The sequence below is a fragment of the Algibacter aquimarinus genome (assembly GCF_039543265.1).
GTDB classification, from domain to species: Bacteria; Bacteroidota; Bacteroidia; order Flavobacteriales; family Flavobacteriaceae; genus Algibacter_B; species Algibacter_B aquimarinus.
The window spans coordinates 142,100-167,690 of the sequence record NZ_BAABJK010000007.1 but is presented as its reverse complement, the minus strand read 5'-3'; the positions used below and the strand labels follow the sequence as shown (position 1 = coordinate 167,690).

Here is a 25,591-nt window from a genome sequence, read left to right as displayed (position 1 = left end):
AACTATGATTAAAATGTTACCCTAATGTTAAGAGATTTTACAATACATTTTTTAATGAATTTAGTATCTTGCTCGTGCTTTAAACTAACATTATGAACTGGGAACAACTACTCTCTTTAAAACGCTTTGGCGATACTAATAAACGCATCCGTAAAGAACAAGACGAAACTCGTTTAGGTTTTGAGGTAGATTACGATCGTGTTATCTTTTCATCAGAGTTTAGAAGTCTTCAAGATAAAACACAAGTTATTCCTTTATCTGAAACAGATTTTGTGCACACACGTTTAACACATAGTTTAGAGGTAAGTGTTGTAGGGCGTTCTCTGGGGCGTCGTGTGGGGCAAAAACTATTAGAAAAACATCCGCATTTAAAAAGCACCCTTGGCTATCAAGCAAACGATTTTGGTGCCATAGTAGCCGCCGCCGCTTTAGCTCATGATATCGGAAATCCACCGTTTGGGCATTCAGGTGAAAAAGCAATTGGCGAGTTCTTTAAAACAGGTGCTGGTAAACAATACAAAGCACAACTTAGCGACAAAGAATATCAAGATTTATGTGATTTTGAAGGTAATGCGAATGGTTTTAAAATACTAACTGAAAGTAGAGCAGGACGAGAAGGTGGATTACGATTAAGCTACGCCACTCTTGGTACATTTACAAAATATCCAAAAGAATCGTTACCTAAAAAACCATCAAACCACATAGCCGATAAAAAATATGGCTTTTTTCAATCGGAAAAAGAAGCCTTTCAAGATGTAGCTAAAGAGCTTGGTTTAATCAAACGAAGTAATAAGCATATCAGTTACGCTCGCCACCCTCTGGCATATTTAGTTGAAGCTGCCGATGATATTTGTTATACCATTATCGATTTTGAAGATGGTATAAATCTTGGACTTATTCAAGAAGAATTTGCTCTAGAATACCTCTCTAAAATTATTAGAGAAACTATAAGACCAGAAAACTATTATGCACTTTCCTCTAAAGAAGACCGCGTGGGCTATTTACGTGCATTAGCCATAGGCTCGTTAATTAACGATGCTGTAGATGTTTTTATGAAACATGAAGATGCTATTTTAAACGGCAATTTTGATTGTGCTCTCTTAGACAAAAGTAAGTACGAAGCCCAAATAAAAGATATTATAAAAATTAGTGTAGAAAACATCTATCAATCTACCGAGGTGGTCGATAAAGAAATAGCAGGCTACGGCGTTATAAACACATTACTAAGTACCTATACAAACGCTGTAAATAATAGTTTTAACAACACTGCATCAAATTATGATAAACTCATTTTAAAAGGTTTGCCAAAAACTCTAGAAACCAATAATTCTAGCCTATACAACCGTTTATCAAGTGTGTGTTATTACGTGTCTTTATTGTCTGATAGCAAGGCGATACTAGATTATAAAAAAATAAAAGGCATTAGTTTTTAAAATAATTATTTGGGCGTTACCCCGAAAAGGTGTCGGGCTTTCACTACTCAATCACTCCTACGTCGTGGATTTCAAACATACCGTTCAATCCCTAACGCGGTTCATGTTTGCTAATACCTATAAATTCATTAATACGAAAAGACTTCACTTCCTTAAGTGAAAAAGGATTAGTTCATTAAAGACATATTTAGCAATTTATTAGCTATGGGATCAACATCAGATTGTGCTCTAGATGTATTAGCAAGTACAACACTAACGGCTTTTTTACTGGGAACTATAAAAAGAAAAGATGTACTTCCTATTTGTGCACCTGGATGACCAATAATAGTACCTTCTTTGGGCTTTTTACCATATAAAAACCATCCAAAACCATAGGCGTTATTTTCTTTCTCTAAACTGTGGTGTTGTCTCATTAATTCTAGTGTGCTTTCCTTTATAAAAGTATTATTTAATATACTATTTCCAAACTTTATCATGTCTTCAATAGTAGTATAAAAGCCTCCAGCTGGGATTCGGTTACTTAAATTATTTTCTTTTGCAATTTTAGCCTTTCCTTTTCCATTATTACGATTATAAAGTTCAGATTTATTATTTACTTTAACACCAAATTTATCAACACCTGTTTTTGTCATTTTTGCTTTATCCCAGATATTCTTTTGCATATATTCTTCAAATGTGATCCCTGAAACTTTTTCAATAATTACACCCAAAACGGTATAACCATAAGTTGTATAACTGTATTGAGTTCCAGGTTCAAATAATAGATTTCTATTCTTAAACAAATCTAAAGCATCGTAAAGTGATGGGTAACTAATCGTAGTATTTGATTCATTACCATCTTTATAACCAGGGATTCCTGAAGTGTGAGATAATAAATGCCTAGTAGTAATTTGAGTTTTTGGGTAATCTGGAATATAAGTTTGGATAGGTACGTCTAAATTAATTAAATCTAGTTCTACAAGTTGCATAACTGCAATTGCAGTCATAGGTTTCGCTATAGAACCCATTCTAACTGGTGTATCAAGAGTAAATTTAACACCTGCTTTTTTGTTTGCATAACCAGCTGCAGATTGTTGTATTGTTTTACCATTAATAGAATACCCAGCAGCGACACCAACAACGGTTTTTTTTGCAACGACCTCTTCTAGTAAAGTACTTACTTGGTTTTTATTTTGTGAAATAACAAAGACAGATACTAAAAGCATTATTAATAATATTATATTTTTTTTCATTTAATTGATTTTTTAAAAATTAATACTTATGTCAAAAGTATAAATGAAATCTATTGTAAGTCTTTGTTTTATTGAATTTGGGGCGAATCATTTGTTTTAAGGGACGAATGATACATTGCTAAAATTTTCTTTTTATAATTTTTAGATACTGGTACTTCTTTTTGAGTAAGACTAATTGTATTTGAATTTTTCCATTCCATAAAATGAATTGGATTAATAAGATGAGATCGATGTATTTTTATTAATTCTGGAAATTGTGATTCAATATTTTTTAAAGTTGTTCTTAATAATTTTTTATTTAAAATACCATTCATTAAGTAATATACATCTACATAATTATCAGCACTAGAAACACAAACCAAATCTTCATTATTTATTTGAAGTATATCTAACTTATTATCTCCTTTTAAAGTGATTTTTTTTGAATTTTTATTAATCACCTTTTTATTTATAAACCATCTCGCAAAAATGATTATTGGTAATAAAATAAAAAAGGTTGGATAATAAACCTCAAGAGTAAATTTTATAAATGAATACATTCCATTTACAATTTCAGATTTGTAATAGATATAACACCCAATTAATACTAGAATATTAAAAAGTGTAATAATAAATATTTCTTTATAGAAAGATGACTTATCTGATTTTTTATAAATCCAATTTTCTAGAGGAACTAATATCATATAACCGAAAAATGAAATTATGCCATATACGGGCATTATTTGTATTCGATTTAAAATTGATAGCTCAGCAATATCAAAAGGAGCAATAAGGATTAAAAAAAACGTAAGCCAAATGGCAATTATTAGAGCTACTAAAAAATGATATTTGTTTAACATCTAATTTGTGTGTTACTCAAAAAGGTTTTTGTATTTTAAAGAATATAATAGTGCAAAGCAAAGTTCGGTATTTTTATAATAATCCAAGTTGTTTTGTACATAGTCTTATTTTGGTAGTAAACTTATGAAAATTGTTTAATAAAAGAATATAAGCTTTCAGCATCCAAACCTATAAGCGCCTGAAGTTCATCAACGCTACCATGCTCAACAAAATCATCAGGAATACCCAATGTTTTGATCCTATTTTTATAACCATTTTCAGAAGCAAACTCTAAAACAGCAGAACCAAAACCACCTTTAATGGTATGGTCTTCAACCGTAAAAACCGTATAATAGGTTTTAAAAATGTTATGGAGTAAGCCTTCATCTAAAGGTTTTGCAAAACGCATATCATAATGCGAAACATCTAAATTTTTAATAGCCGCGGCAACATTTTTGGCAATAGTACCTATACTTAAAACCGCGAGGTTTTGTCCTTTTTTTAGAGTAACGCCTTTGCCAATGTCAATTTTAGAAAACGGTTGTTTCCAATCAATAGTAACACCACGCCCTCTTGGATAACGGATTGCCAAAGGTTGTTTTAAACCTAATTGAGCAGTATACATGATGTTGCGTAACTCAACTTCATTACGTGGTGCAAAAATGATAAGATTAGGGATGCAACGTAAATAGCTTAAATCGAAAACGCCGTGGTGTGTAGCGCCATCTTCACCAACTAAACCAGCACGGTCTAAACAAAAAATAACGGGTAGTTTTTGTATGGCCACATCATGAATAATCTGGTCGTAAGCCCGTTGTAAAAATGTGGAATAGATATTACAAAACGGTATTAAGCCTTGTGTTGCCATACCTGCTGCCATGGTTACGGCATGCTGTTCTGCAATACCAACATCAAAAGCACGATTGGGCATTTCGTCCATCATGTATTTTAATGAACTACCAGTAGGCATTGCAGGTGTAATACCAACTATATTTTTGTTTTCTTTGGCAAGTTCAACAATAGTATACCCAAAAACATCTTGATATTTTGGCGGCTCAATTTTGTTAGGCTTAATAGCTAAATCTCCTGTTTTGGCATCAAATTTTCCAGGTGCGTGGTATTTTACTTGATCGTTTTCAGCTTGTTTTAACCCTTTACCTTTTGTAGTTATAACGTGTAAAAGTTTTGGGCCTTTTACAGTTTTTAAACGTTCTAATTCAGAAATAAGAATGTTTATATCGTGTCCGTCTATTGGTCCGGAATAATCAAAATTTAAGGCTTCAAAAATATTATCTTGCTTTTGTGTACCTTTTTTTACGTTGGTTAAATATTGCTTTAATGCGCCAACACTCGGGTCTATTCCTATAGCATTGTCGTTTAAAATAACAAGCAAATTCGCATCGGTAACGCCTGCATGATTTAAACCTTCAAATGCCATGCCGCTAGCAATAGATGCATCTCCAATAACAGCAATATGATGTTTAATTTCTCCTTTTAATTTTGAGGCTATTGCCATACCTAAAGTTGCAGAAATAGAGGTTGAGGAATGCCCAACTCCAAAAGCATCATATTCACTTTCCTCTCGTTTTGGGAAACCGCTAATGCCTTTTAACTGTCTATTTGTATGAAATATATCTTTTCTTCCAGTTAAAATTTTATGCCCGTATGCCTGATGGCCAACATCCCAAAGCAGTAAGTCTTCAGGCGTGTTAAATACGTAATGTAGTGCAATGGTTAATTCAATAACACCTAAGCTGGCACCTAAATGTCCCTCTTTTGTAGCAACAACATCGATGATAATTTGACGTAATTCTTGGGCTAATTGAGTAAGGTCTCTATGTTTTAACAGACGAATATCTTTAGGTAATTGAATATGTTGTAATATATTTTCTGGCACCTTGCAAAAGTACAAGATTTATTAATCATTCTATTTATAAAATAGTTTGAGAAATATGCTTTAATAACGCATAACTAACGGAATGATATTTGTATATTTTAAAAAAATTGAAAAATGAGAAAGATTCATCAATATGCTATTGTACTACTGTTAAGTTTTGGCGTTATAACTACAATGAATGCTCAAAATAAATTAATGGATTCGCAATTAGGCTTACAGATTTTAGATTTTATAGAACAAAGTGATGAATTAGATTATTTATCTGCTGATGAAATATCAGATATTTGTATTGATAAAAAGAGTTTTTCTAAAAAGTCTGGTGTAACGCATGTGTATTTATATCAAACTTATAAAGGTGTTAAAATACACAATGCCATATCAAACGTTGCCATAAAAAATAATAAGATATTTCATTTTAAGGATAATTTTATATCAAATATTAAAAGTAAAATTAATACATTATCTCCTACTTTGAAACCTGAACATGCAATTCAAAAAACAGCTTCTTATTTTAATATAAATATGGCTGCGTCTTCCAAGTCTATTCAAACTACTAAAAATAAAAATGTATTTTTTAATAAAAGTCTATCTCAGGAGTCTATTCCAGTCGAACTTATGTATTGTGAGGATGCTGCTGGAAATTTAATTTTAGTTTGGGATTTAAATATTTTTACACTAGATAGTAAACATTGGTGGAGCGTTAGGGTTGATGCTATAACAGGTGCTGTTTTACAACAAGAAGATTGGGTTATAAACTGCAGTTTTGAAAGTGCTCATACACATGTAAATGGTGTTGCGCTTCCAGTTTTAAAAGAAGAAAATAAAGGTTTTAATTTTGAAGCTGAAGCTTTTTTAGTAGATGGCTCTCAGTATAATGTGTTGCCCTTGCCAATAGAAAGTCCTAATCATGGAAATTTTCAAGTAGTTACTGAACCAGCAGATAATTTAGCTTCTCCTTTTGGATGGCATGATACTGATGGTTTATCTGGAGCTGAGTTTACCATTACTAGAGGGAATAATGTTTGGGCTCAAGACGATTTAAATGCTAATAACGGAGAAGGAGTTTCGCCAGATGGCACATTAAGTTTAAATTTTAATTTTCCGATTACAACTTTAGATCAACCAGCAACAAATTATATCGACGTTGCAGCAACAAATTTATTTTATCATAATAATGTAGTTCACGATATTTTTTATCAATATGGTTTTGATGAAGCTAGTGGTAATTTTCAGTTTAATAATTATGGTAACGGGGGTAATGATGATGATGCTGTTTTTGCAGATGTTCAAGATGCTTCCGATACTAATAATGCCAATTTTGCAACACCACCAGATGGTTTTAACCCAAGAATGCAAATGTTTTTGTGGACAAGAAATCAACTGCCTACAAATAATTTAACTGTTACAGGAGGTACTGTTGCAGGAATTTATGTTTCTTCAAACCCATCAAGAGCTAATGGATCAGATGGTTTAGGAAATATTACAGGACCGTCAATAATACCAGTTACCGCAAATTTAGTGGTAGTAGATGATGGAACAGCTATTCCAGAAGAAGGATGTGATGCACTAATCAACGCGTTAGATGTTGCAGGGAAAATAGCAGTGATTCGAAGAGGAAGTTGTGCATTTACTGCAAAAATTCAAAATGCTCAGGATGCTGGTGCCATAGGTGTTATTGTTGCGAATCATAACAATCCAGCTAATGATCCAAATTATAGAGAATACATTAATATGTATGGTGTTACAGACCCTGCATTTACAATCCCCTCTCTTTTTATAAATTTTGAAGATGGAGAAACTATAATCAATGCTATAAAGGCTGGAGAAAATTTATCAGCAACAATTGTAGAGAATGGTTCGTTTCCAACAGATTCTAGTTTTGATAATGGTATAGTAATTCATGAATATGGACATGGTATTTCAACACGATTAACAGGAGGTGCTAATAATTCTGGGTGCCTAAACAATAACTTTCAAATGGGTGAAGGCTGGTCAGATTGGTTTGCTTTAATGCTTACTATGAAGGCTAGCGATGTTGATACAGATGGTAGGGGTATTGGCACTTTTGCTTTGGGGCAAGATATTAATGGTAGAGGTATTAGAACAAGACAATACAGTACAGATTTTTCTATTAATGAATATACATTTGCTGCTACAAATGATGATAGAGTGCTTGGGCAAGATGATGATGGAGACGATATAATACTTAACCAACAAGTGCATTATATTGGTACCCTTTGGGCAACTATGCTGTGGGATTTAACATGGGCTTACGTTGATAAATATGGATTTGATCCTGATTTTTATAACGGTAATGGAGGAAATAATAGAGTATTAGCATTGGTAGTTGAAGGTTTGAAGCTACAAGGCTGCAGTCCTGATTTTATTGATGGGAGAGATGGTTTGTTGGCTGCAGATGTAGCGTTAACTGGTGGCGAAAACCAATGCTTAATATGGGAAGTATTTGCTACCAGAGGTCTGGGAGTAAATGCATCAAGTGGCGATAGAGAGGTGTTTACAGATCAAGTAGAAAATTTTGACACACCAGACCCTTCAGATATCAGTTTAGCAAATTGCTCAACATTAAATACTGAATCTTTTGAAGAAAATATATTCAAAATATTTCCTAATCCAGCTAGAAATTCTGTAACCGTTCTAATGGATGAAGAAATGGGCAACGTTACTTATAATTTAGTTGATATTAATGGAAGGTTAGTGCTTTCTGAATCATCAAATTCTTCAAGGCGAACAATTCTTGATATAAGTAGACTGCAATCTGGTATTTATATTTTGCAAATTAAAAGTGCAATATCAAGTATAACCCGTAAGCTAATTAAGAACTAATTGGGCATCATTCAATATTGAAAATAATAGGTAAAGTATAAACCACCTGTATTGGTTTACCATTCTGTTTTGCTGGAATAAAATCTGGTAATAATTCAATGGTTCTTATAGCCTCTTTTTCAAGTAATGGATGAGGTGCCCGTGCTTTTATATTTTGAATAACGCCTAAACTGTCAATTTGAAATTGGACATGCACACGTTGTTTTCCTTTTAAATCGAGGCAAACATTGGTATTAAAATTTTCAGAAATAATTTTTGAAACTTCTTTTGATAAATAATCTCTTTTTTCTTTTTTTGATAAGTCTGTCGGAGTATCCAGAAATTCTGGAGGATATTCAGCAACTAACATACCTACTACAATATCTTCTTCTTCATATATTATGATTCCAGTAAGTTCTGGGATTATAGGAGGTTCATTAATATCTATATCTCCAACTATCATAATTTCAATTTCACCATCAATCTCCTCAATTTCATTAATAAGCTCACCTTGTTTTTTGTTTAGAGATGATGTCAATTTAGTAATAGAATCTATTTCTTCTGCTATAGGAATGTCTTCTAAAATATTTAAAGTTTTATTATTTTTTAAAGTATCAACTACTTCTACGCTATCAATTTTTTGTGAGTTTCCCTTTTTATTTGTGCAATTCATTAGTGAAGTCCCCATCGAAATTAATAAAGATAACAAGAAGATTTTATGAAAACTATTATACTGTGTTAAAACTTGAGAGGGGATTTGTAAATTAATACTATCTAATTGAGTTTGTTTAAAATGCCCACAAATATTATTGTTTTTATTTTGATGAATAAAATCTTGAATACTTGATGTCTCCATTTTAGAAAAATCGATTACGGTTTTAGAGCATGAACTACAAAACTTACCCTTTTCGCTTTGAGACATGGCATTCCAATCTTCGTGGCAAGGTTTGGGAATTGAAATAGAATAGTATTTTTTCATGGGTTAATAGCTTTCCTTTTAGTCATCAAACTTCTTGCCGAAGTAAATTGAATTTGTATTTTTGCTATTATGATAGAACCTTTTGACGACACCTATTTTATGAGAAAAGCCTTAAACGAGGCAAAAATAGCTTTTGAAAAAGGGGAAATACCTGTGGGCGCTATTATTACTATTGATAATAGAATTATTGCACGCGGACATAATTTAACCGAAACTTTAACAGATGTTACAGCTCACGCCGAAATGCAAGCCATAACAGCTGCTTCTAATTTTTTAGGCGGTAAGTATCTTCAAAAATGTACGTTGTACGTAACGCTTGAACCTTGCCAAATGTGTGCCGGTGCTTTGTATTGGAGTCAGATTTCTAAAATAGTTTACGGCGCTAGAGACAAAGAGCGAGGTTGTATTAATTTAAAAACAAAATTGCATCCTAAAACAATTATCTCTGGTGGTATTTTAGCTGGGGAAGCTTCACAATTACTTAAACGTTTTTTTATAGAGAAACGTAATTTAAATTAGTATTTATTACGCTTTTGGTTTTCTCTCATTTTATCTAAATTTTCTTTAGTTAACATGTAATCTTTTACATTTTTATCTTTCCAACGGTAATAAGAAAACAATGGAAATACCAGAAGGAATAAACCTACTACTCCAAATCCAATTAGTTTTTGAGAATAGTTTGTTTCTAAAAAATAACCTGATAAGATACTTCCAATGGAAGCAATAAAGAGAATAAACGTGATAAATTTAATTGTGGTCATTTAAAGGTAAGCTTGATTTTAATTAAAAATTTACTTTGTAAAATTAATTAATTGCTGTCTGTAAGCTGTTAGTAATTTCGATTTAGAAATATACCCAAAATATTTATCATTTTTAATAACTGGTAAATTCCAAGCGCCACTGGATTTAAATTTATCCATAATGTCTTGCATAGAGTCTTCATTGTAATCAATAATTCCAGCATCAGCGTGCATTAAACTTGCAGCATCAACAGAGTCGTAAAGTTCAGTATCAAACATCATGTGCCTAATATCATCTAATCTGATAACGCCCAAAAATTTGTCTTCATTATCAACTACCGGGAAGTGATTTCTGGAGGATTTAGCAACAGCATTTTTTAGTATATCTCCGAGTTTCATTTCAGGTTTTAGAATAATAAAATTATTTTCAATCACTTTATCAATATCTAAAACCATGAGTACGTTTTGGTCCTTATCATGTGTCATTAGTTCTCCGCGTTCTGCTAATTTAAGCGTATAAATAGAATGCGAAATGTAGTATTTTGTAATAGCAAATGAGATTGCTGAAACAATCATTAAAGGCACAAAAAGCTCGTAACCACCTGTTATTTCAGCAATAAGAAATATAGCTGTAAGTGGCGCATGTAGTACACCAGCCATAAGCCCCGTCATACCAATTAATGTGAAATTAGATTCGGAAACATGAAAGTCTAGCCCAATATTATTTATAATTTTAGCAAACACATTACCTAAAACATTTCCCATAACCAAAGTCGGGATGAAAACGCCTCCAACACCACCTGCTCCGAAAGTGGTTGTCATAGCAATAGCTTTAAATATACCAATGCCTAACAAAAGCCCAATAACAATCCATATATTCGACAAATCCAAATCAAAAGGAGTAACTCCTATAGCCGCAATATGGTTTCCTTCTAAAAGGTTATTCATAATACCATAACCTTCACCATAGAGTGGTGGAATAAAATAGAGCATGGTGCCTATTGCTAAACCGCCAATTAAAAGTCGTACTGCTCTACTTTCAAATTGCTTAAAAAAGTTGGTTATGCTAAAAAATACTTTTGAAAAGTATACAGATGCAAGTCCTGTCACTAGTGCTAAAAGTACATAAAAGGCAATATCATTTACTTCAAATTTATCTGTAAGCTCAAACCTTAATAAAACATCAGTTCCTAAAAACATATATGATGTAACCACAGCTGAAACAGATGCTAATAAAAGTGGAACTAAAGAGGTGAATGCGATATCTAAACTAAAAATTTCAATGGCAAAAATAATGGCAGCAATAGGAGCTTTAAACATAGATGCCATAGCTCCAGCGGCAGCACAACCAATTAAAAGCATTCGTGTTTTGGTATTCATATGAAATAACCTAGCAGCATTGGACCCTAATGCAGACCCAACACTTACAGCAGGCCCTTGTAACCCAACCGAACCTCCAAAACCGGCCGTTAGTGGCGCCGTAATTAAAGCAGCATAGATATTATATCTAGGAATGATACCGCCTAATTTTGAAATGGCATAAAGTGTTGTAGAAATACCATGACCAATGTGTTTTTTTAACCATACCTGTTTAATAACATAAACTAAAAACAAACCTATTATTGGAAAAATAAAATACAATGTGTTTTGGTAATTATTAAAAAAGTCTAATTCGAAAAGCAACCGAATATAATGTGTAAAGTTTTTAAGAAGTACAGTTCCCATACCTGCTAAAAACCCAACAAATATAGTCAGTACGTAAATAAATTGTCTTTCAGAAATATGTTTGTATTTCCAAATTAAAAATTTACGTAAAATACTTTTAAAACTCATTTTATTTATTTGATTTTAAAATATCAGTTCCTAAATATTTATCGTCTTTATTCATATACCAAGCACGGTTTTTAGGCATTTTTATACCGTTTATAGTTTCTAAACCTGATAGTAAGATGTATTCGCCATCATTTTTAGATTCATCATGAAAAAATTGATATACTTCCATAGCGTAAGTATTTTTATCAAAATAGAAGTTCCATGTATCTTTTCCAATTTCTTTTTGATAAGAAACTTTAAGTACCCAGTAGGATTTCCCTTTGAAATTTTTAGACACTACATTGTCATGAATTATCGTTCCTGAATCTTTAAGTTTCATTGGTAAACCATAAAGATAAGTGTAGTAATTTTGATAAAGCTTAGCTCTTTCATTACTTAAATTTTCTGCTTTAAGGATATCTTTTGAAGGGTTTTTTATACTATTGAAGAAAATGGTTATGCTATCTTTATTAATTATGTATTTTGAAATTTTATTATCAGTCTTGGCTTCCACTGAAAAGAATTCTTTTGGTAAATCTATTTTAATGTTACTAACTCGATTTGATTTTTTCGGAATTTCCATTGTGATATGTAAATTGCCTTTAAAGGTATTCCATTTGCCATTTGGGTCATGATAAGCAATAGCTTTTTCTAATAGTTGCTCGCTAGTAGGTTTTTGCGAAAATACAAGAGTTGAGCAGATTATTGCTAAAAGTAAAAAATGGTGCTTCATAGTAATTAATAAAATTAACAAAAAATCCCGCTATTGCGGGATTTTGTAGTTATGATTTTAAATTAAGTTTTAAACTTAATTCTGTTAATTGTTCATCATCAATTGGAGCAGGAGCATCAATCATGACGTCTCGTCCGTTATTGTTTTTAGGAAAAGCAATAAAATCTCGAATGGTTTCTTGTCCGCCAAGTATTGCAACTAATCTGTCTAATCCAAAAGCTAAACCACCGTGTGGTGGAGCTCCATATTGAAAAGCATCCATTAAAAAACCAAATTGCGCTTTAGCTTCTTCAGGGGTAAATCCTAAATAATCAAACATTAAGGCTTGAGTTTCTTTATCGTGAATACGAATCGATCCTCCTCCAATTTCATTACCGTTTAAAACTAAATCGTAGGCATTCGCTTTTACTGCACCTGGATCTGTTTTTAATAACTCTATTTGCCCTGGTTTTGGAGAGGTAAATGGGTGGTGCATGGCATGGTAACGTTCAGTATCTTCATCCCATTCTAATAAGGGGAAATCCATTACCCATAGTGGTGCAAATTCATCAGGCTTACGTAAACCTAAACGTTCTGCTAATTCCATTCGTAATGCACTTAATTGTGCGCGTACTTTGTTTTTATCTCCTGATAATACACAAACCAAATCACCTGGTTTTGCTCCTGTAACTTCTGCCCAATTTGCTAAATCATCTTGGTCATAAAATTTATCTACTGAAGATTTATACGTTCCATCGTCATTACATCTGGAATAAACCATTCCTAAAGCCCCAACTTGTGGTCGTTTTACCCAAGAAATTAATTTGTCAATTTCTTTTCTGGTATAACTATTTCCACCAGGAACAGCAATCCCAACAACTAATTCTGCATTATTAAATACATTAAAATCTTTATGTTGAGCTACTTTATTGAGTTCGCCAAATTCCATCCCAAAACGAATATCTGGTTTGTCATTTCCATACAAACGCATGGCATCATCATACAGCATTCTTGGAAATTTTTCAACTTCAACACCATTTACTTCTTTTAGTAAATGACGAGTTAAACCTTCAAAGGCATTCAGGATATCCTCTTGCTCTATAAATGCCATTTCACAATCTATTTGTGTGAATTCAGGTTGTCTGTCGGCACGTAAATCTTCATCTCTAAAACACTTTACAATCTGAAAATACTTGTCCATACCACCAACCATCAACAGTTGCTTAAAGGTTTGTGGAGATTGGGGTAAAGCGTAAAACTGACCTTCATTCATACGACTAGGTACAACAAAATCACGAGCACCTTCTGGCGTAGATTTTATTAAATATGGTGTTTCTACTTCAATAAAACCTTCTTTAGATAAATAGTTTCGTACTTCTTGGGTAACCTTATGTCTAAAAATCAAACTGTTTTTTACAGGGTTACGACGGATATCTAAATATCGATATTTCATACGCAGTTCTTCTCCTCCATCAGTATTATCCTCAATTGTAAAAGGCGGTAATTGTGCTTTATTTAAAATATTTAATTCAGAAACCAGAATCTCGATATCACCAGTAGGTATATTTGGATTTTTTGAAGCACGTTCGATGACCTTTCCTTTAACTTGAATAACAAACTCACGACCTAATTCTTGAGCTTGTCGCATCATGTTTTTTGAAGTACGCTCTTCATCAAAAACAAGTTGAGTAATACCATATCTATCGCGTAAATCTACCCAAACGATAAATCCTTTATCACGCGATTTTTGAACCCAACCTGCAAGGGTTACTTCTGTATTGATATGTGATGCTCTTAATTCACCACAATTATGACTTCTGTACATAAAAAAAAATTGAATGTGCAAATTTAATGAAATAGAATAGAGTTCAAATTTTTTAAGCTGTTTTTATTAAGGTTAAAATATGCTTAAGTTATTGCTAGATTTAATGCTTTATTAGGTTTTACAAAGTCGTATAGCAGTAGTAGTTTCCGATAATTAAAAATATAAATTATTTAAAATTTAATGCATTTTTTTAAGAATTTTTTAAAAAATTAATAAAAATTTTATCAAATAATATTATGTATGCATAATATTATTATAAAATATGTATACCTTAGCTTTTAACTAACTCAAAAATAAATACATTATGTACAAATTATTACCAATTAAAATTTTTACGATTTTGATGTTCTTAGGGTTTTTAAATCCCATAAGTGCACAGGAGGTTAAAGGAACTGTTCTTGACGATACCTCACAACCATTGCCAGGAGTTTCAGTAGTTGTTAAAGGAACTACCACTGGAACTACCACAGATTTTGATGGAAATTATTCAATTAACGCTAACACAGGAGATGTTTTGGTTTTCTCTTACGTTGGTTATGACACTCAAGAAGTTATTGTAAAAGGAGATGTTTTAAATATTACAATGAAATCTGGAGTTTCGTTAGATGCTGTTGTATTAGTAGGATCTAGAAATCCTAGTAGAACAGCAGTAGATACACCGGTTCCAGTTGATGTTATTAATATTTCTGAATTAACATCAGCAGGGCCACAAGTAAATTTAAATCAAATTTTAAATTTTGTAGCACCTTCATTTACATCTAACACACAAACCATTTCAGATGGAACAGATCATATCGATCCAGCTTCGTTAAGAGGCTTAGGTCCAGATCAAGTATTGGTTTTAATTAATGGAAAAAGAAGACATAATTCTTCTCTAGTTAATGTTAATGGTACTTTTGGTCGAGGTAGTGTAGGTACAGATTTAAATGCAATTCCGTCAGGAGCTATAAAAAGACTTGAAGTACTTAGAGATGGTGCTGCAGCTCAATATGGATCAGACGCTATTGCAGGGGTAATTAATATTGTTTTAAATACAAATGTAAATGAGCTAACATTAAATATGACCACTGGAGCACATTTTTCTGAAAACGCTAATGGTCAAACAGGAGGTGTTGATGGAGAAACAGTAAACATAAGTGCCAATTATGGATTAGCTTTAGGAGAAAAAGGAGGGTTTATAAACTTTACTGGCGATTTTGATTTTAGAGAAGATTACAGTAGAATGAAAGAGTGGGAAGGCAATGTTTTTAATCTATATAATACTGTAGAGCGTTTTGCTGCTGCTGATGGTTATAATTTATCCGATTTATTGGATGATGATGTTAATGATGTTATACAATATGGTAATGCAGCTGGTCTGGGATTAAGCCCTACAGCAACCAAAGCAGATTTACAGGCTATTTTATCTGGTGATAATACAAATGCGGAATTAGCTGCCCGAGGATTAGAAAGAAGAGACTTTAACATGCGTGTTGGTCAATCTGAAGTAAGAGGTGGTCGTTTCTTTGCGAATTTATCTTTACCACTTGACGAAGAAGGAACAGAGCTATACTCTTTTGCAGGAATGAGTTCAAGGAAAGGAAATTCAGCAGGTTTTTATAGATTACCAAACCAAAGCAGAACTTATACACCAGCATATATTAATGGATTTTTGCCAGAAATTAATTCAACAATTAGCGACAAATCATTCGCGGTTGGAATAAAAGGTAAAGTAAATAATTGGAATGTTGATTTGAGTAATACTTGGGGTGAAAATGCATTCCTTTATACTATAGGTAATACATTCAATGCGTCACTACAAAATGCATCACCTACTACATTTGATGCAGGAGGGTTCAATTTCATGCAAAACACAGTTAACTTAGATATCAATCAGTTTTATGATGATATAATGAGTGGTTTAAATATTGCTTTTGGAGCTGAGTATAGATTGGAAAATTATGAGATTGTATCTGGAGAAGAAGCTTCTTATGGTCAATATACTGGTGCAGGACAATTAATAACTTTATCAACGCAAACGGCAGCACAAGATTTCTTCGGTAGCTCAAGACCTGGAGGCTCTCAGGTATTTCCTGGATTTAGCCCTAACAATGAATTATCGAGAGGACGAAGCAGTATTGCAGGGTATTTTGATTTAGAAGCCGATATTTCTGAAACGTTTTTAGCAAGTTTTGCAACACGTTTTGAAAACTATTCAGATTTTGGATCGACTATAAATTTCAAATTAGCAACACGATTGAAAGTAAGCGATAATGTAAATGTTAGAGCGGCACTAAATACAGGTTTTAGAGCGCCATCATTACATCAGTTAAACTTTAATTCAACATCAACTATATTTGATCAAAATGGAGATCCTCAAGAAGTTGGGACCTTCGCAAATGATAGTAGAGCTGCACAATTATTAGGAATACCTCAATTAAAAGAAGAAACATCAAGAAGTGTTAGTTTAGGGTTTACAGCTAAGTTGCCAGATGCAAATTTAACAGTTACGGTTGATGGTTATTTTGTTGGTATTGATGATAGAGTAGTTTACACAGGCCAGTTTTCTGGTCCAGGCACAGGTTCTGAGTTAGATAATTTATTAGCTCAAGCTAATGCCTCAGCCGCATCATTTTTTGCAAATGCTATTGATACTGAATCAAAAGGATTAGATATAGTAATTACGCACAAGGCTAACATTGGTACAAATGCAAAATTACAATCTGATTTATCAGGTACTTTTTCTAATACGAGACAAGTTGGAGACATTAATTCATCACAAGTTTTAGAAGACGCTGGTTTAGTTGGAACTTATTTCCCTGAAGATAGTAGAGTGTATTTAGAGGAAGCTGTACCAAGAACGAAAGTTAATTTAACCAATAACTTAACTTCAGGTAAGTGGAATGTGTTTCTAAGAAATGTTTATTTTGGTGAAGTAACTGAAGCAACTACAAATATTGATAGACAGCAGGTTTTTGGAACAAAAATAGTTACAGATTTGTCTTTTGGATACAAAGCCTCAGAAAGTTTAACATTAACTGTAGGAGCTAATAATTTATTAGATGTATTTCCAGATAGAGCTGCAGATGCTCTAGCAGATGGAGGTAATAACAGAAGTAGCGGACGTTTTGATTGGTCAAGACGAGCGCAGCAATTTGGAATAGGAGGTCGGTTCCTTTTTGCTAGATTAAGTTTTAAATTGAAATAAAAAAATAAGATTTTATTATACGAAGCTCTGTTGGTTGTATAACTAGCAGAGCTTCTGTTTTTAAGACTGTTAAACTTAAGTTAAAAGGTGAAAATATTTAATTCAAAGACATTTTTGTTTGTGAATAATAAATTTTTTTTACAAAAACACTAAGAATATCATAATTTATTTCGATATTTAAACCGACTAATTCAAAAACTAAACATTATGATTAAAGTACTACATTTTAAAATGTACCTATTTATTCTGTTATTGTTTCCATTAGCGATGTTTTCACAGAATAACGTTACAGGAACAGTTACAGATGGAGAAAGTAATTTGCCCTTGCCAGGTGCAAATGTTATTATTAAAGGAACAACAACAGGAGCAATCGCAGATTTTGACGGTAAATTCAGTTTAAACGTAAGCAGTTTTCCTGCTACACTGGTGTTTTCATCTTTAGGATTTAAAACCCTAGAGCGAGTTGTAAATTCAGCCGGTGTTGTTAACGTAAAAATGGAAGAATCGGCTACTTCTCTGGAAGAAGTTGTTATTACTGGTTTAGCGAGTTCTACTAAAAGATCTAATTTAGCAAATACAGTAGCGTCCATTTCTGCTGAAGATCTTACTGGTGTTACTGCCCAAACAGAATTTGGTAGTTCCCTAACAGGTAAATTTGCCGGGGCAGAAATTAAGGCTAACTCTGGAGCGCCAGGAGGAGGTATTTCCATGAGACTTAGGGGAGTTACTTCTATTTTTGGGAATCAACAACCACTATTTATTGTTGATGGAGTTTATGTAGATAACTCTTCTATTGGTTTGGGTAATAATATTGTAAGTGAGGCTTCTGGTGGTGGTAACACCTCTTCTTCGCAAGATGATGCTTCTAATAGAATTGCAGATATTGATCCTGAAGATATTGAGAGTGTCGAGATTCTAAAGGGCGCATCTGCTGCTGCAATTTATGGTTCTAGAGCAGCTGCTGGTGTGGTTATAATTACTACAAAACGTGGTAAGCAAGGAAAACCTAAAGTTACATTTTCTCAAACAGTAGGTTTTAGAAGTCCAACTCAATTATTAGGATTGAGAGATTGGGATGCTAGCGAAATAACAGCATTAGGAGGAGATCCAAATGCTCCACTAAGAGATTATGAAGCAGAACTTTTTGACCAAACTCGAGTGTCTTCTACTACCAGATTTACAACCTCTGGTGCAAATGATAAAACAGATTACTTCTTTGGTGTAACTCATAAAAATGAACCAGGTTTAGTTGAAAACACTGGATATGAGAAAAGTTCTTTACGTTTAAATATTGGACAAAAATTTACTGATTGGATGGATTTATATGTTACTACTAACTACATAAATTCAGATGCAGATCGTGGTTTCTTTAATAACGGAAATGCGAACAGAACAATTGGATACGCTTTAGCATTTACCTATCCTTGGGAAGACCTTTCTCCTGTAGATGGTATATATCCTGCAGGAGGAGCAGGATCTAACGCTTTAGAAACAGTAGCTTTAACTACTAATGAAGAAAGAGTAAATCGTTTTATAGCTAGTGCAACATCTAATATTAGGTTATTAGATACAGGAAATCAAAAATTAAAGTTAGTATTACAAGCTGGTTTCGATCAGTTTACATTACGAACTAGAAGTATATTTCCTCAAGCGTTGTCATATTTTAGAGCACCAACGTCATTAAGAGGTGTTGCTATTCAAGGAACAACGGTTAATACAAACTACCAATTATCTGCCTTTTTGGTTCATGATTTTAATCTAGATAATGGTTTAAGCTTTAGTACTCAATTGGGTAACTTTTTTCAAGATTTCGATAGAAACACTGTTGTTACTGTGGCTAATGGTTTAAATGGTTCGCAAACTAATTTAGATCAATCTACAAATGTATCAACAGACCAAAATATAATTCCTCAGCAGGATACTGGATTCTTTGGTCAAACCGAAATAAATTATCAAGATAAAATTATTGGTACATTAGGTATTCGTGCTGATAAGTCAAGTAATAATGGAGATTCTTCAAAACTTTATTATTATCCTAAAGCTAATTTAGCAGTTAACCTGCATAATTTTGATTTTTGGAATATTGATGCAATTAGCTCAATAAAGCCAAGAATTGCTTATGGTGAAGCTGGTAGTTTTTCAAATTTTAGAGATAGATTTACAGTATTTGATGGCCAATTAATTGGAGGAAATTCAGGGCTTTCTCAAAACTTGCTTTTAGGTAATAGCGATGTTGGTCCAGAAAGACAAAAAGAATTGGAGTATGGTTTAGATTTTGGACTGCTAGACAATAGAATAAATGTAGAATTTACAGTTTATAATAAAAAGGTTGAAGATGTATTATTGGAAGTAGATTTTCCAACATCTTCTGGTTTCACAACAAAAATTCAGAATGCTGCAGAACTTGAGAACAGAGGTGTAGAATTAGGAATTAATGCTAACATTATAAACAAACAAGATTTTACTTGGGATTCAAGTATTAAATGGTGGAAAAACAAATCTGAGGTTACACGTTTAGATGTGCCAAGTTTTACTGAAGGCGGTTTTGCTGCATCGTTAGGAACATTCTTAATTCAAGAAGGTAAGAGTGTAACTCAAATTGTTGGTACTTATGATGCATCAGCATTTACTGCTGAAGAAATAGCCGAAAGAGATCCTGAAGGAGATGGTTTCTTCGTTTATGGTAATGCTGAACCTGATTTTCAAATGTCTTGGTCTAATCAAATAAGCTATAAAAGCTTTGATCTTTCTTTTTTATGGCATTGGAAAAAAGGTGGTGAAAATATTAACCTTACAACGTTACTTTATGATTTAGCTGGAACTACTTGGGATTATGATGATACAGGTTTAGACCCTTCAGGTACTTTAGCAAATGGACCATATAGAGCAAGTCAAGCTTTCGTTAATCCAGATCCTGTAATTGAGGATTCTGGTTATATAAGATTAAGAGAAATTGGTCTTTATTATACACTACCAGAAGGATTTATAAAATATGCTAGCAAAATTAGAGTTGGTTTATCGGGAAGAAACTTGATTAATATTTTTGATTATAATAGTTACGATCCTGAGGTATCAAACTTTGGTAATAATGAGTTGGGCAATAATGTTGAGGTTACACCATATCCAGCATCAAAGTTTATTAACTTTCACTTAAATGTTAACTTCTAAAAAAAATATCATGAAAAAAATATTAATAAAAAGTATTTTATTGTTAACAGCATTTACGTTTGTATGTTGTCAAATAGATGAGGTTGATAACCCAAATGCAGCAACAGTAGATAGTGTTCAAAATGGTGCCTCACAAGCAGATATTCAGTTACTAGCTGTAGGCTTAGAGGCGATAATGAGAAACGATTTAGAATTTCATTATGATACTGTAAGTATTTTAGGAAGAGATTATTATGATCTTACTGGAGTAGATCCAAGATTTACAGGAGAATTATTAAAAGGCCCTTTAGATAACAATGGTTTTTTAACCACAAGAGCTTATGCGGCGTGGTATAAAGTTGTAAAATCGGCAAATATTTTAATTGAAGCTGTTGTCAATTCAGAGGCTGGTTTTTCAGATCAAGTGAAGAACAGTTACTATGGTTACGCCAAAACATTAAAAGCTTATGCTTTACTTATGCTTGCCAACCGTCAATACACAAATGGTATTCGTTTAGATGTTGCAGACCCAGATAATTTGGGACCTAATGTAACTTATGCTGAAGCTTTAACAGGTATTAAGAGCCTATTAGATGAGGCATCATCTGAACTTGGTAGTGGAGGAGCAATCTTTGACTTTAATATTAGTACTGGTTTTGCTGGTTTTGATACGCCATCAACATTTAATGAATTTAATCGTGCCTTAGCTGCCAGAACAGCGTTATATCAGGATGATAAAGCTGGGGTAATTTCAGCTTTAGGAAGCTCATTTTTTAGTATGACAGGTGATTTATGGTCTGGTCCAGCTCACATATTTGGACTTACAGGTAATGATATTTCAAATGCTCAATTTCACGTATTAGATCAGTCAGGAGCAGAATTTATGATTAATGATGCTTGGATTGCTGATGCTGAAGCAGGAGATACACGAGTAGATGAAAAGTCATTTTTATTAACTGCTGGAACGACTACTTTTGACGGATTATCAGCTGATTATCAGGTTGCTGTTTATAAAAGCAATGTGGATCCTGTTTATCTTATAAGAAACGAGGAACTTATATTAATGTATGCAGAGGCTAACATTGGTACAGATAATGTTGCTGCTGTTGATGCGATTAATATAGTTAGAAATGCTGCTAGTCTTGCAGATTATGCAGGCGCTGTAGATGATAATTCTCTCCTAGAAGAAGTTATTAATCAAAGAAGATATTCTCTCTTTGCTGAAGGGCATAGATGGATTGATTTAAGACGTTTAGGGAGGTTAAATGCTACTTATGTACCTCTAGATAGAGCTGGAGATAATATTATTGATGCATTTCCAACACCTTTTACTGAAAACATTAATTAGGAGTATTGTTTTCAAAATAATTTTAAATCTCAGAGAATGTTTTTCATTCTCTGAGATTTTTTATTCAATAAGTAATGAGACTAATCTAAACGTTTATCCAAGTTAAAAGCTTCTTGAGTAATAACTTGTTTACTGTATTTCGCTGCTCTATTACTATATAACCACATTTTAAATTTAGTTATTAAATAGAATAGAATAGGTACAACAATTAGAGTAAGGAATGTCGCTATAAATAATCCGTAAATAACAGTCCAAGCAAGAGGTCCCCAGAAAATAACATTATCTCCACCCATATAAATATTAGCATCAAATTCACTAAATAAAGTAAAGAAGTTAATATTTAATCCAGTTGCTAAAGGAATTAAACCCAATATTGTTGTAATTGCTGTTAATAATACAGGGCGTAAACGTGCTTTACCACCTTTAATTATAGCTTCTAATAAATCTGGTGTTTCTAAATATTGTTCATCATCTAAATCATGTTCTACTTTCTTTCGGTCAATTAAGAGTTGTGTATAATCGAGCAGAACCACGCCATTGTTTACAACAATACCAGCTAATGAAATAATACCCATCATGGTCATCATAATTACAAAAGCGCTTCCTGTTGCAACGATGCCTCCAAATACACCAATTAAGCTTAAGAAGATGGCTAACATAATAATTCCTGGTTTTGAAATAGAGTTGAATTGGAAAATTAAAATGAAGAAAATTAAACCTAAGCCTGTAAAAAATGCACCCATTAAAAATGCCATTTGTTTATTTTGTTCTTCTATTTGACCAGTAAAGTCGACTTTTATGTTATCCGGAACTTCATTGGTAATAAAATCTTGAGTTTCTTTTTCAATATTAGATACTACAGCTGCAGCATCCGTAAAACCTGGTGCTAATGCAGAATATACAGTTACAACACGCTCGGTTTGTATATGTTTTATGGCGCTAAAACCGGAGTTGTTATTTTGTTTTGCAACTGTAGATACTGGTATTTCTTTTATTTGGCCAGAAGCCATATCTCGAAACGTTATTTTCTGGTTGAAAATAGCACTAGTGTTGTATCTGTTTTCTTCATTAAAGCGCACGTAAATATCATAATCTTCGCCATCTTTTTTATAAATGCCAGCTTTAGCTCCGAAAATTGAATTACGAAGTTGTTGACCTACTTGTCCTGATGTAACTCCTAATTCACCCGCCTTTTTTCTATCAACTAAAACTTGCATCGAAGGTTTCGATTTGTTAACATCGATTTTCAACTCATCAATACCTTGAATGTTTTTTGAATTTATAAAGTTTCGTAATAACTCAGCATTTGCTATTAGCTCTGAATAATCCTCTCCTTCTAGCTCAATATTTATAGGATAACCTACAGGAGGTCCAACGGCATCTTTTTCAACAGAAATAGCTACACCTGGATAAATATCTTTTAAAGCTTCTTGAACTTTTTTAAGTAAAACATTACTATCTGCTCCATCTCGGAATTTATATTCTCGCATGGTCGCTGTAATCTTACTTCGATGTGGCATTTCTGCTGCGGAACCTCCATCGGTTTGTGGATTTCCTGCACCTTCACCAACTTGCGAAACTGCACTTTCTGTTAAGAAATTAAAATCACCATTCATATATGCTTCGTCATTTATAATTTTATAAACGCGTTGTTCTATATCTTTTGTAATGGCATTGGTCTTTTTAATATCGGTGCCTTCTGGGTATTCAATGTAAACTATAATCTGATTTGGAGTATTATCTGGAAAAAATTCTACTTTGGTACGCTGGCTTATCACAGAAGCAATAAAGCCACCAATGGCTACAAAAAGTAAAACAAAAGTTCCTATGGTAATAAAAACTGGCTTCCTTCCGCTTAATGCAGCACGAAGCGTTTTTTCATAAAAACGTTCCCATTTTGGTAATATCTTATTTTGGAATCCGTTAGCCCAACCTCTTAAAAATAATCTGTATAGCCAAAGCAAACCTACAGTTACAATCATTAAGCTACCTAGACCTCTATAAGGTCCGCCAAAAATGGTAATTAGTAAACCAATACTACCTACAATTATTGAAATTCTAATAATTTGTTTTAAAGGCATGTCCTTGTCTTCTGTGGTCATGAATTGCGATACTAAAACAGAGTTAAAGAATATAGCAACAAATAGAGAAGAGCCTAAAACAACTGATAATGTTACTGGGAAATAGATCATGAATTGTCCCATTACACCAGGCCATAAACCAAGAGGCACAAAAGCTGCCACAGTTGTAAGTGTTGATATAATTATTGGAAATGCAATTTCACCAATACCTTTTTTTGCGGCTTCAACTCTAGGCATGCCTTCACTCATTAAGCGGTAAACATTTTCAACAACTACAATACCATTATCAACCAACATTCCAAGACCCATAATAAGCCCAAAGAGAATCATGGTATTCATGGTATAACCAAATAAGTTTAAAATCATTAAAGACATAAACATAGACATTGGTATAGCAAACCCAACAAATAGTGCGTTTTTGAAACCTAAAAAGAACATTAAAACCGTTACAACCAGAATAATACCGAATATGATATTATTTACTAAATCGTCAACTTGTCCAATGGTTTTTGAAGATTGGTCGTTTGCAACATTTACAATTAAATCTTGAGGAAAAACATTTTCAACAGCATCTTTTACAATAACATCAATTTGTTCTGCAGCAGCAACCATATTTTTACCAGCACGTTTTTTTACATCAAGCATAACCACAGGATGTCCAAATTCACGTGCATAGGTTGTTTTGTCTTCATCTTTAAATGCTACTTTAGCAACATCCCTTAAGTAAATAGCGTTGCCATTTTCTGATTTTACAACGAAGTTTTCAAGTTCTTTTGGGTTTTCAATTTCACCTATAATTCTTATTGTTCTTCGCTGTCCGCTGGCAATTAAATTCCCTGCAGACATAGTCATGTTTTCTCTGCTTATAGTGTTTATTATATCGTCAAAACTTACCTTAGCAGCCATCATTTTATAAATGTCTACAGCTACTTCAACCTCTTTTTCTTGCGCACCACGAATATCTACTTGCTTTATTTCTTGCAAGCTTTCAATTTCATCTTCTAAATATTCGCCATATTCTTTAAGTTTATCAACAGGATAGTTTCCAGATATATTGATGTTAAGAATTGGAATTTCTTCAGACATACTCAAGTCGAAAATGGTAGGTTCTACTTTAGCGCCATTAAAGGTTGGCCAATCTTCACCTGAAGTTTCTGAATCTACTTCATCTTTAACTTTTTGTTTGGCAGCTTCAACACTAATATCTTCATCAAATTCTACAATAATTATCGAGTAATCTTCTTGAGAGGTTGAGGTAATTTCAACAACATTGCTAACCGTTTTAAGTTTGTCTTCAATAGGGTCTGTTATTAACTTCTCAATGTCTTCAGCAGTATTACCAGGATATATCGAGCTTATGTAAATTTTAGTTTCTTTAATCTCAGGGAAATTCTCTCTGGGCATACTAAAGTAAGCCCCTGCGCCTAAGAAGAGAATAAGCGTTATTAATACATACATGGTGGTTTTATTGTTAATAGCCCACGATGATAACGGAAATTCTTTATCTACCTTTTTTTTCTTTTTATCTTTTGTCATTTGTATAAATCTTAAAAGGG

15 protein-coding genes are annotated in these 25,591 nt (G+C 32.9%); 6 read left to right on the top strand and 9 right to left on the bottom strand.

Annotation, left to right across the window (positions count from 1 at the left end; genetic code table 11):
* Positions 1 to 92: 92 nt before the first annotated feature.
* Positions 93 to 1,433: a deoxyguanosinetriphosphate triphosphohydrolase gene (locus ABD939_RS11825; RefSeq protein WP_345168835.1), complete on the top strand. Its 1,341-nt coding sequence runs from the start codon at positions 93 to 95 to the stop codon at positions 1,431 to 1,433.
* A gap of 167 nt (positions 1,434 to 1,600) precedes the next feature.
* On the opposite strand, the gene ABD939_RS11820 is transcribed toward ABD939_RS11825, so the two are convergent.
* The 3 genes from ABD939_RS11820 to dxs all read right to left on the bottom strand — a co-directional run bounded on the left by ABD939_RS11820 (position 1,601) and on the right by dxs (position 5,381).
* Positions 1,601 to 2,665: a serine hydrolase domain-containing protein gene (locus ABD939_RS11820; RefSeq protein WP_345168833.1), complete on the bottom strand. Its 1,065-nt coding sequence runs from the start codon at positions 2,663 to 2,665 to the stop codon at positions 1,601 to 1,603.
* Positions 2,666 to 2,733: 68 nt separating this feature from the next.
* Positions 2,734 to 3,504 carry a LytTR family transcriptional regulator DNA-binding domain-containing protein gene (locus ABD939_RS11815; protein ID WP_345168830.1) on the bottom strand — a complete coding sequence of 257 codons (771 nt, stop codon included), beginning with the start codon at positions 3,502 to 3,504 and terminating at the stop codon, positions 2,734 to 2,736.
* Between the two features lie 122 nt (positions 3,505 to 3,626).
* A complete protein-coding gene (dxs, locus tag ABD939_RS11810; RefSeq protein WP_345168826.1) occupies positions 3,627 to 5,381 on the bottom strand; it encodes a 1-deoxy-D-xylulose-5-phosphate synthase in 1,755 nt (584 codons plus the stop codon).
* Positions 5,382 to 5,495: 114 nt separating this feature from the next.
* Between dxs and ABD939_RS11805 the strand changes: the two genes are divergently transcribed.
* A complete protein-coding gene (locus tag ABD939_RS11805; RefSeq protein WP_345168825.1) occupies positions 5,496 to 8,225 on the top strand; it encodes a T9SS-dependent M36 family metallopeptidase in 2,730 nt (909 codons plus the stop codon).
* Between the two features lie 7 nt (positions 8,226 to 8,232).
* Here the strand turns inward: ABD939_RS11805 and ABD939_RS11800 are convergent, their stop codons facing one another.
* Complete coding sequence (locus tag ABD939_RS11800) at positions 8,233 to 9,183, bottom strand: energy transducer TonB (RefSeq protein WP_345168822.1); 951 nt, start codon at positions 9,181 to 9,183, stop codon at positions 8,233 to 8,235.
* Between the two features lie 69 nt (positions 9,184 to 9,252).
* Between ABD939_RS11800 and ABD939_RS11795 the strand changes: the two genes are divergently transcribed.
* Positions 9,253 to 9,702 (top strand): nucleoside deaminase, encoded by a 450-nt coding sequence (locus ABD939_RS11795; RefSeq protein WP_345168820.1) that lies wholly within the window; start codon positions 9,253 to 9,255, stop codon positions 9,700 to 9,702.
* Here ABD939_RS11795 and ABD939_RS11790 read toward each other — a convergent pair.
* From ABD939_RS11790 to aspS, 4 genes are read right to left on the bottom strand one after another with little or no spacing between them, the layout of a single operon-like run.
* Positions 9,699 to 9,944, bottom strand: a complete 246-nt coding sequence (locus tag ABD939_RS11790) for a hypothetical protein (RefSeq protein ID WP_345168818.1) — start codon at positions 9,942 to 9,944, stop codon at positions 9,699 to 9,701. The genes ABD939_RS11795 and ABD939_RS11790 overlap by 4 nt on opposite strands.
* A 30-nt stretch (positions 9,945 to 9,974) precedes the next feature.
* Complete coding sequence (locus ABD939_RS11785; RefSeq protein WP_345168815.1) at positions 9,975 to 11,756, bottom strand: chloride channel protein; 1,782 nt, start codon at positions 11,754 to 11,756, stop codon at positions 9,975 to 9,977.
* 1 nt (position 11,757) lies between these two features.
* Complete coding sequence (locus ABD939_RS11780) at positions 11,758 to 12,468, bottom strand: DUF6503 family protein (protein ID WP_345168812.1); 711 nt, start codon at positions 12,466 to 12,468, stop codon at positions 11,758 to 11,760.
* Positions 12,469 to 12,517: 49 nt separating this feature from the next.
* On the bottom strand, positions 12,518 to 14,272 hold the full coding sequence (aspS, locus tag ABD939_RS11775; RefSeq protein ID WP_345168809.1) for an aspartate--tRNA ligase: 1,755 nt from the start codon (positions 14,270 to 14,272) through the stop codon (positions 12,518 to 12,520).
* Positions 14,273 to 14,576: 304 nt separating this feature from the next.
* On the opposite strand from aspS, the gene ABD939_RS11770 reads away from it, so the two are divergent.
* From ABD939_RS11770 to ABD939_RS11760, 3 genes are all read left to right on the top strand, one after another.
* A complete protein-coding gene (locus tag ABD939_RS11770) occupies positions 14,577 to 17,459 on the top strand; it encodes a TonB-dependent receptor (protein ID WP_425550288.1) in 2,883 nt (960 codons plus the stop codon).
* A 207-nt stretch (positions 17,460 to 17,666) separates the two neighbouring features.
* Positions 17,667 to 20,627 (top strand): SusC/RagA family TonB-linked outer membrane protein, encoded by a 2,961-nt coding sequence (locus tag ABD939_RS11765; protein WP_345168806.1) that lies wholly within the window; start codon positions 17,667 to 17,669, stop codon positions 20,625 to 20,627.
* 10 nt (positions 20,628 to 20,637) lie between these two features.
* Positions 20,638 to 21,954: a RagB/SusD family nutrient uptake outer membrane protein gene (locus ABD939_RS11760; protein WP_345168803.1), complete on the top strand. Its 1,317-nt coding sequence runs from the start codon at positions 20,638 to 20,640 to the stop codon at positions 21,952 to 21,954.
* A gap of 80 nt (positions 21,955 to 22,034) precedes the next feature.
* Here the strand turns inward: ABD939_RS11760 and ABD939_RS11755 are convergent, their stop codons facing one another.
* A complete protein-coding gene (locus ABD939_RS11755) occupies positions 22,035 to 25,571 on the bottom strand; it encodes an efflux RND transporter permease subunit (protein ID WP_345168800.1) in 3,537 nt (1,178 codons plus the stop codon).
* Positions 25,572 to 25,591: the final 20 nt, after the last annotated feature.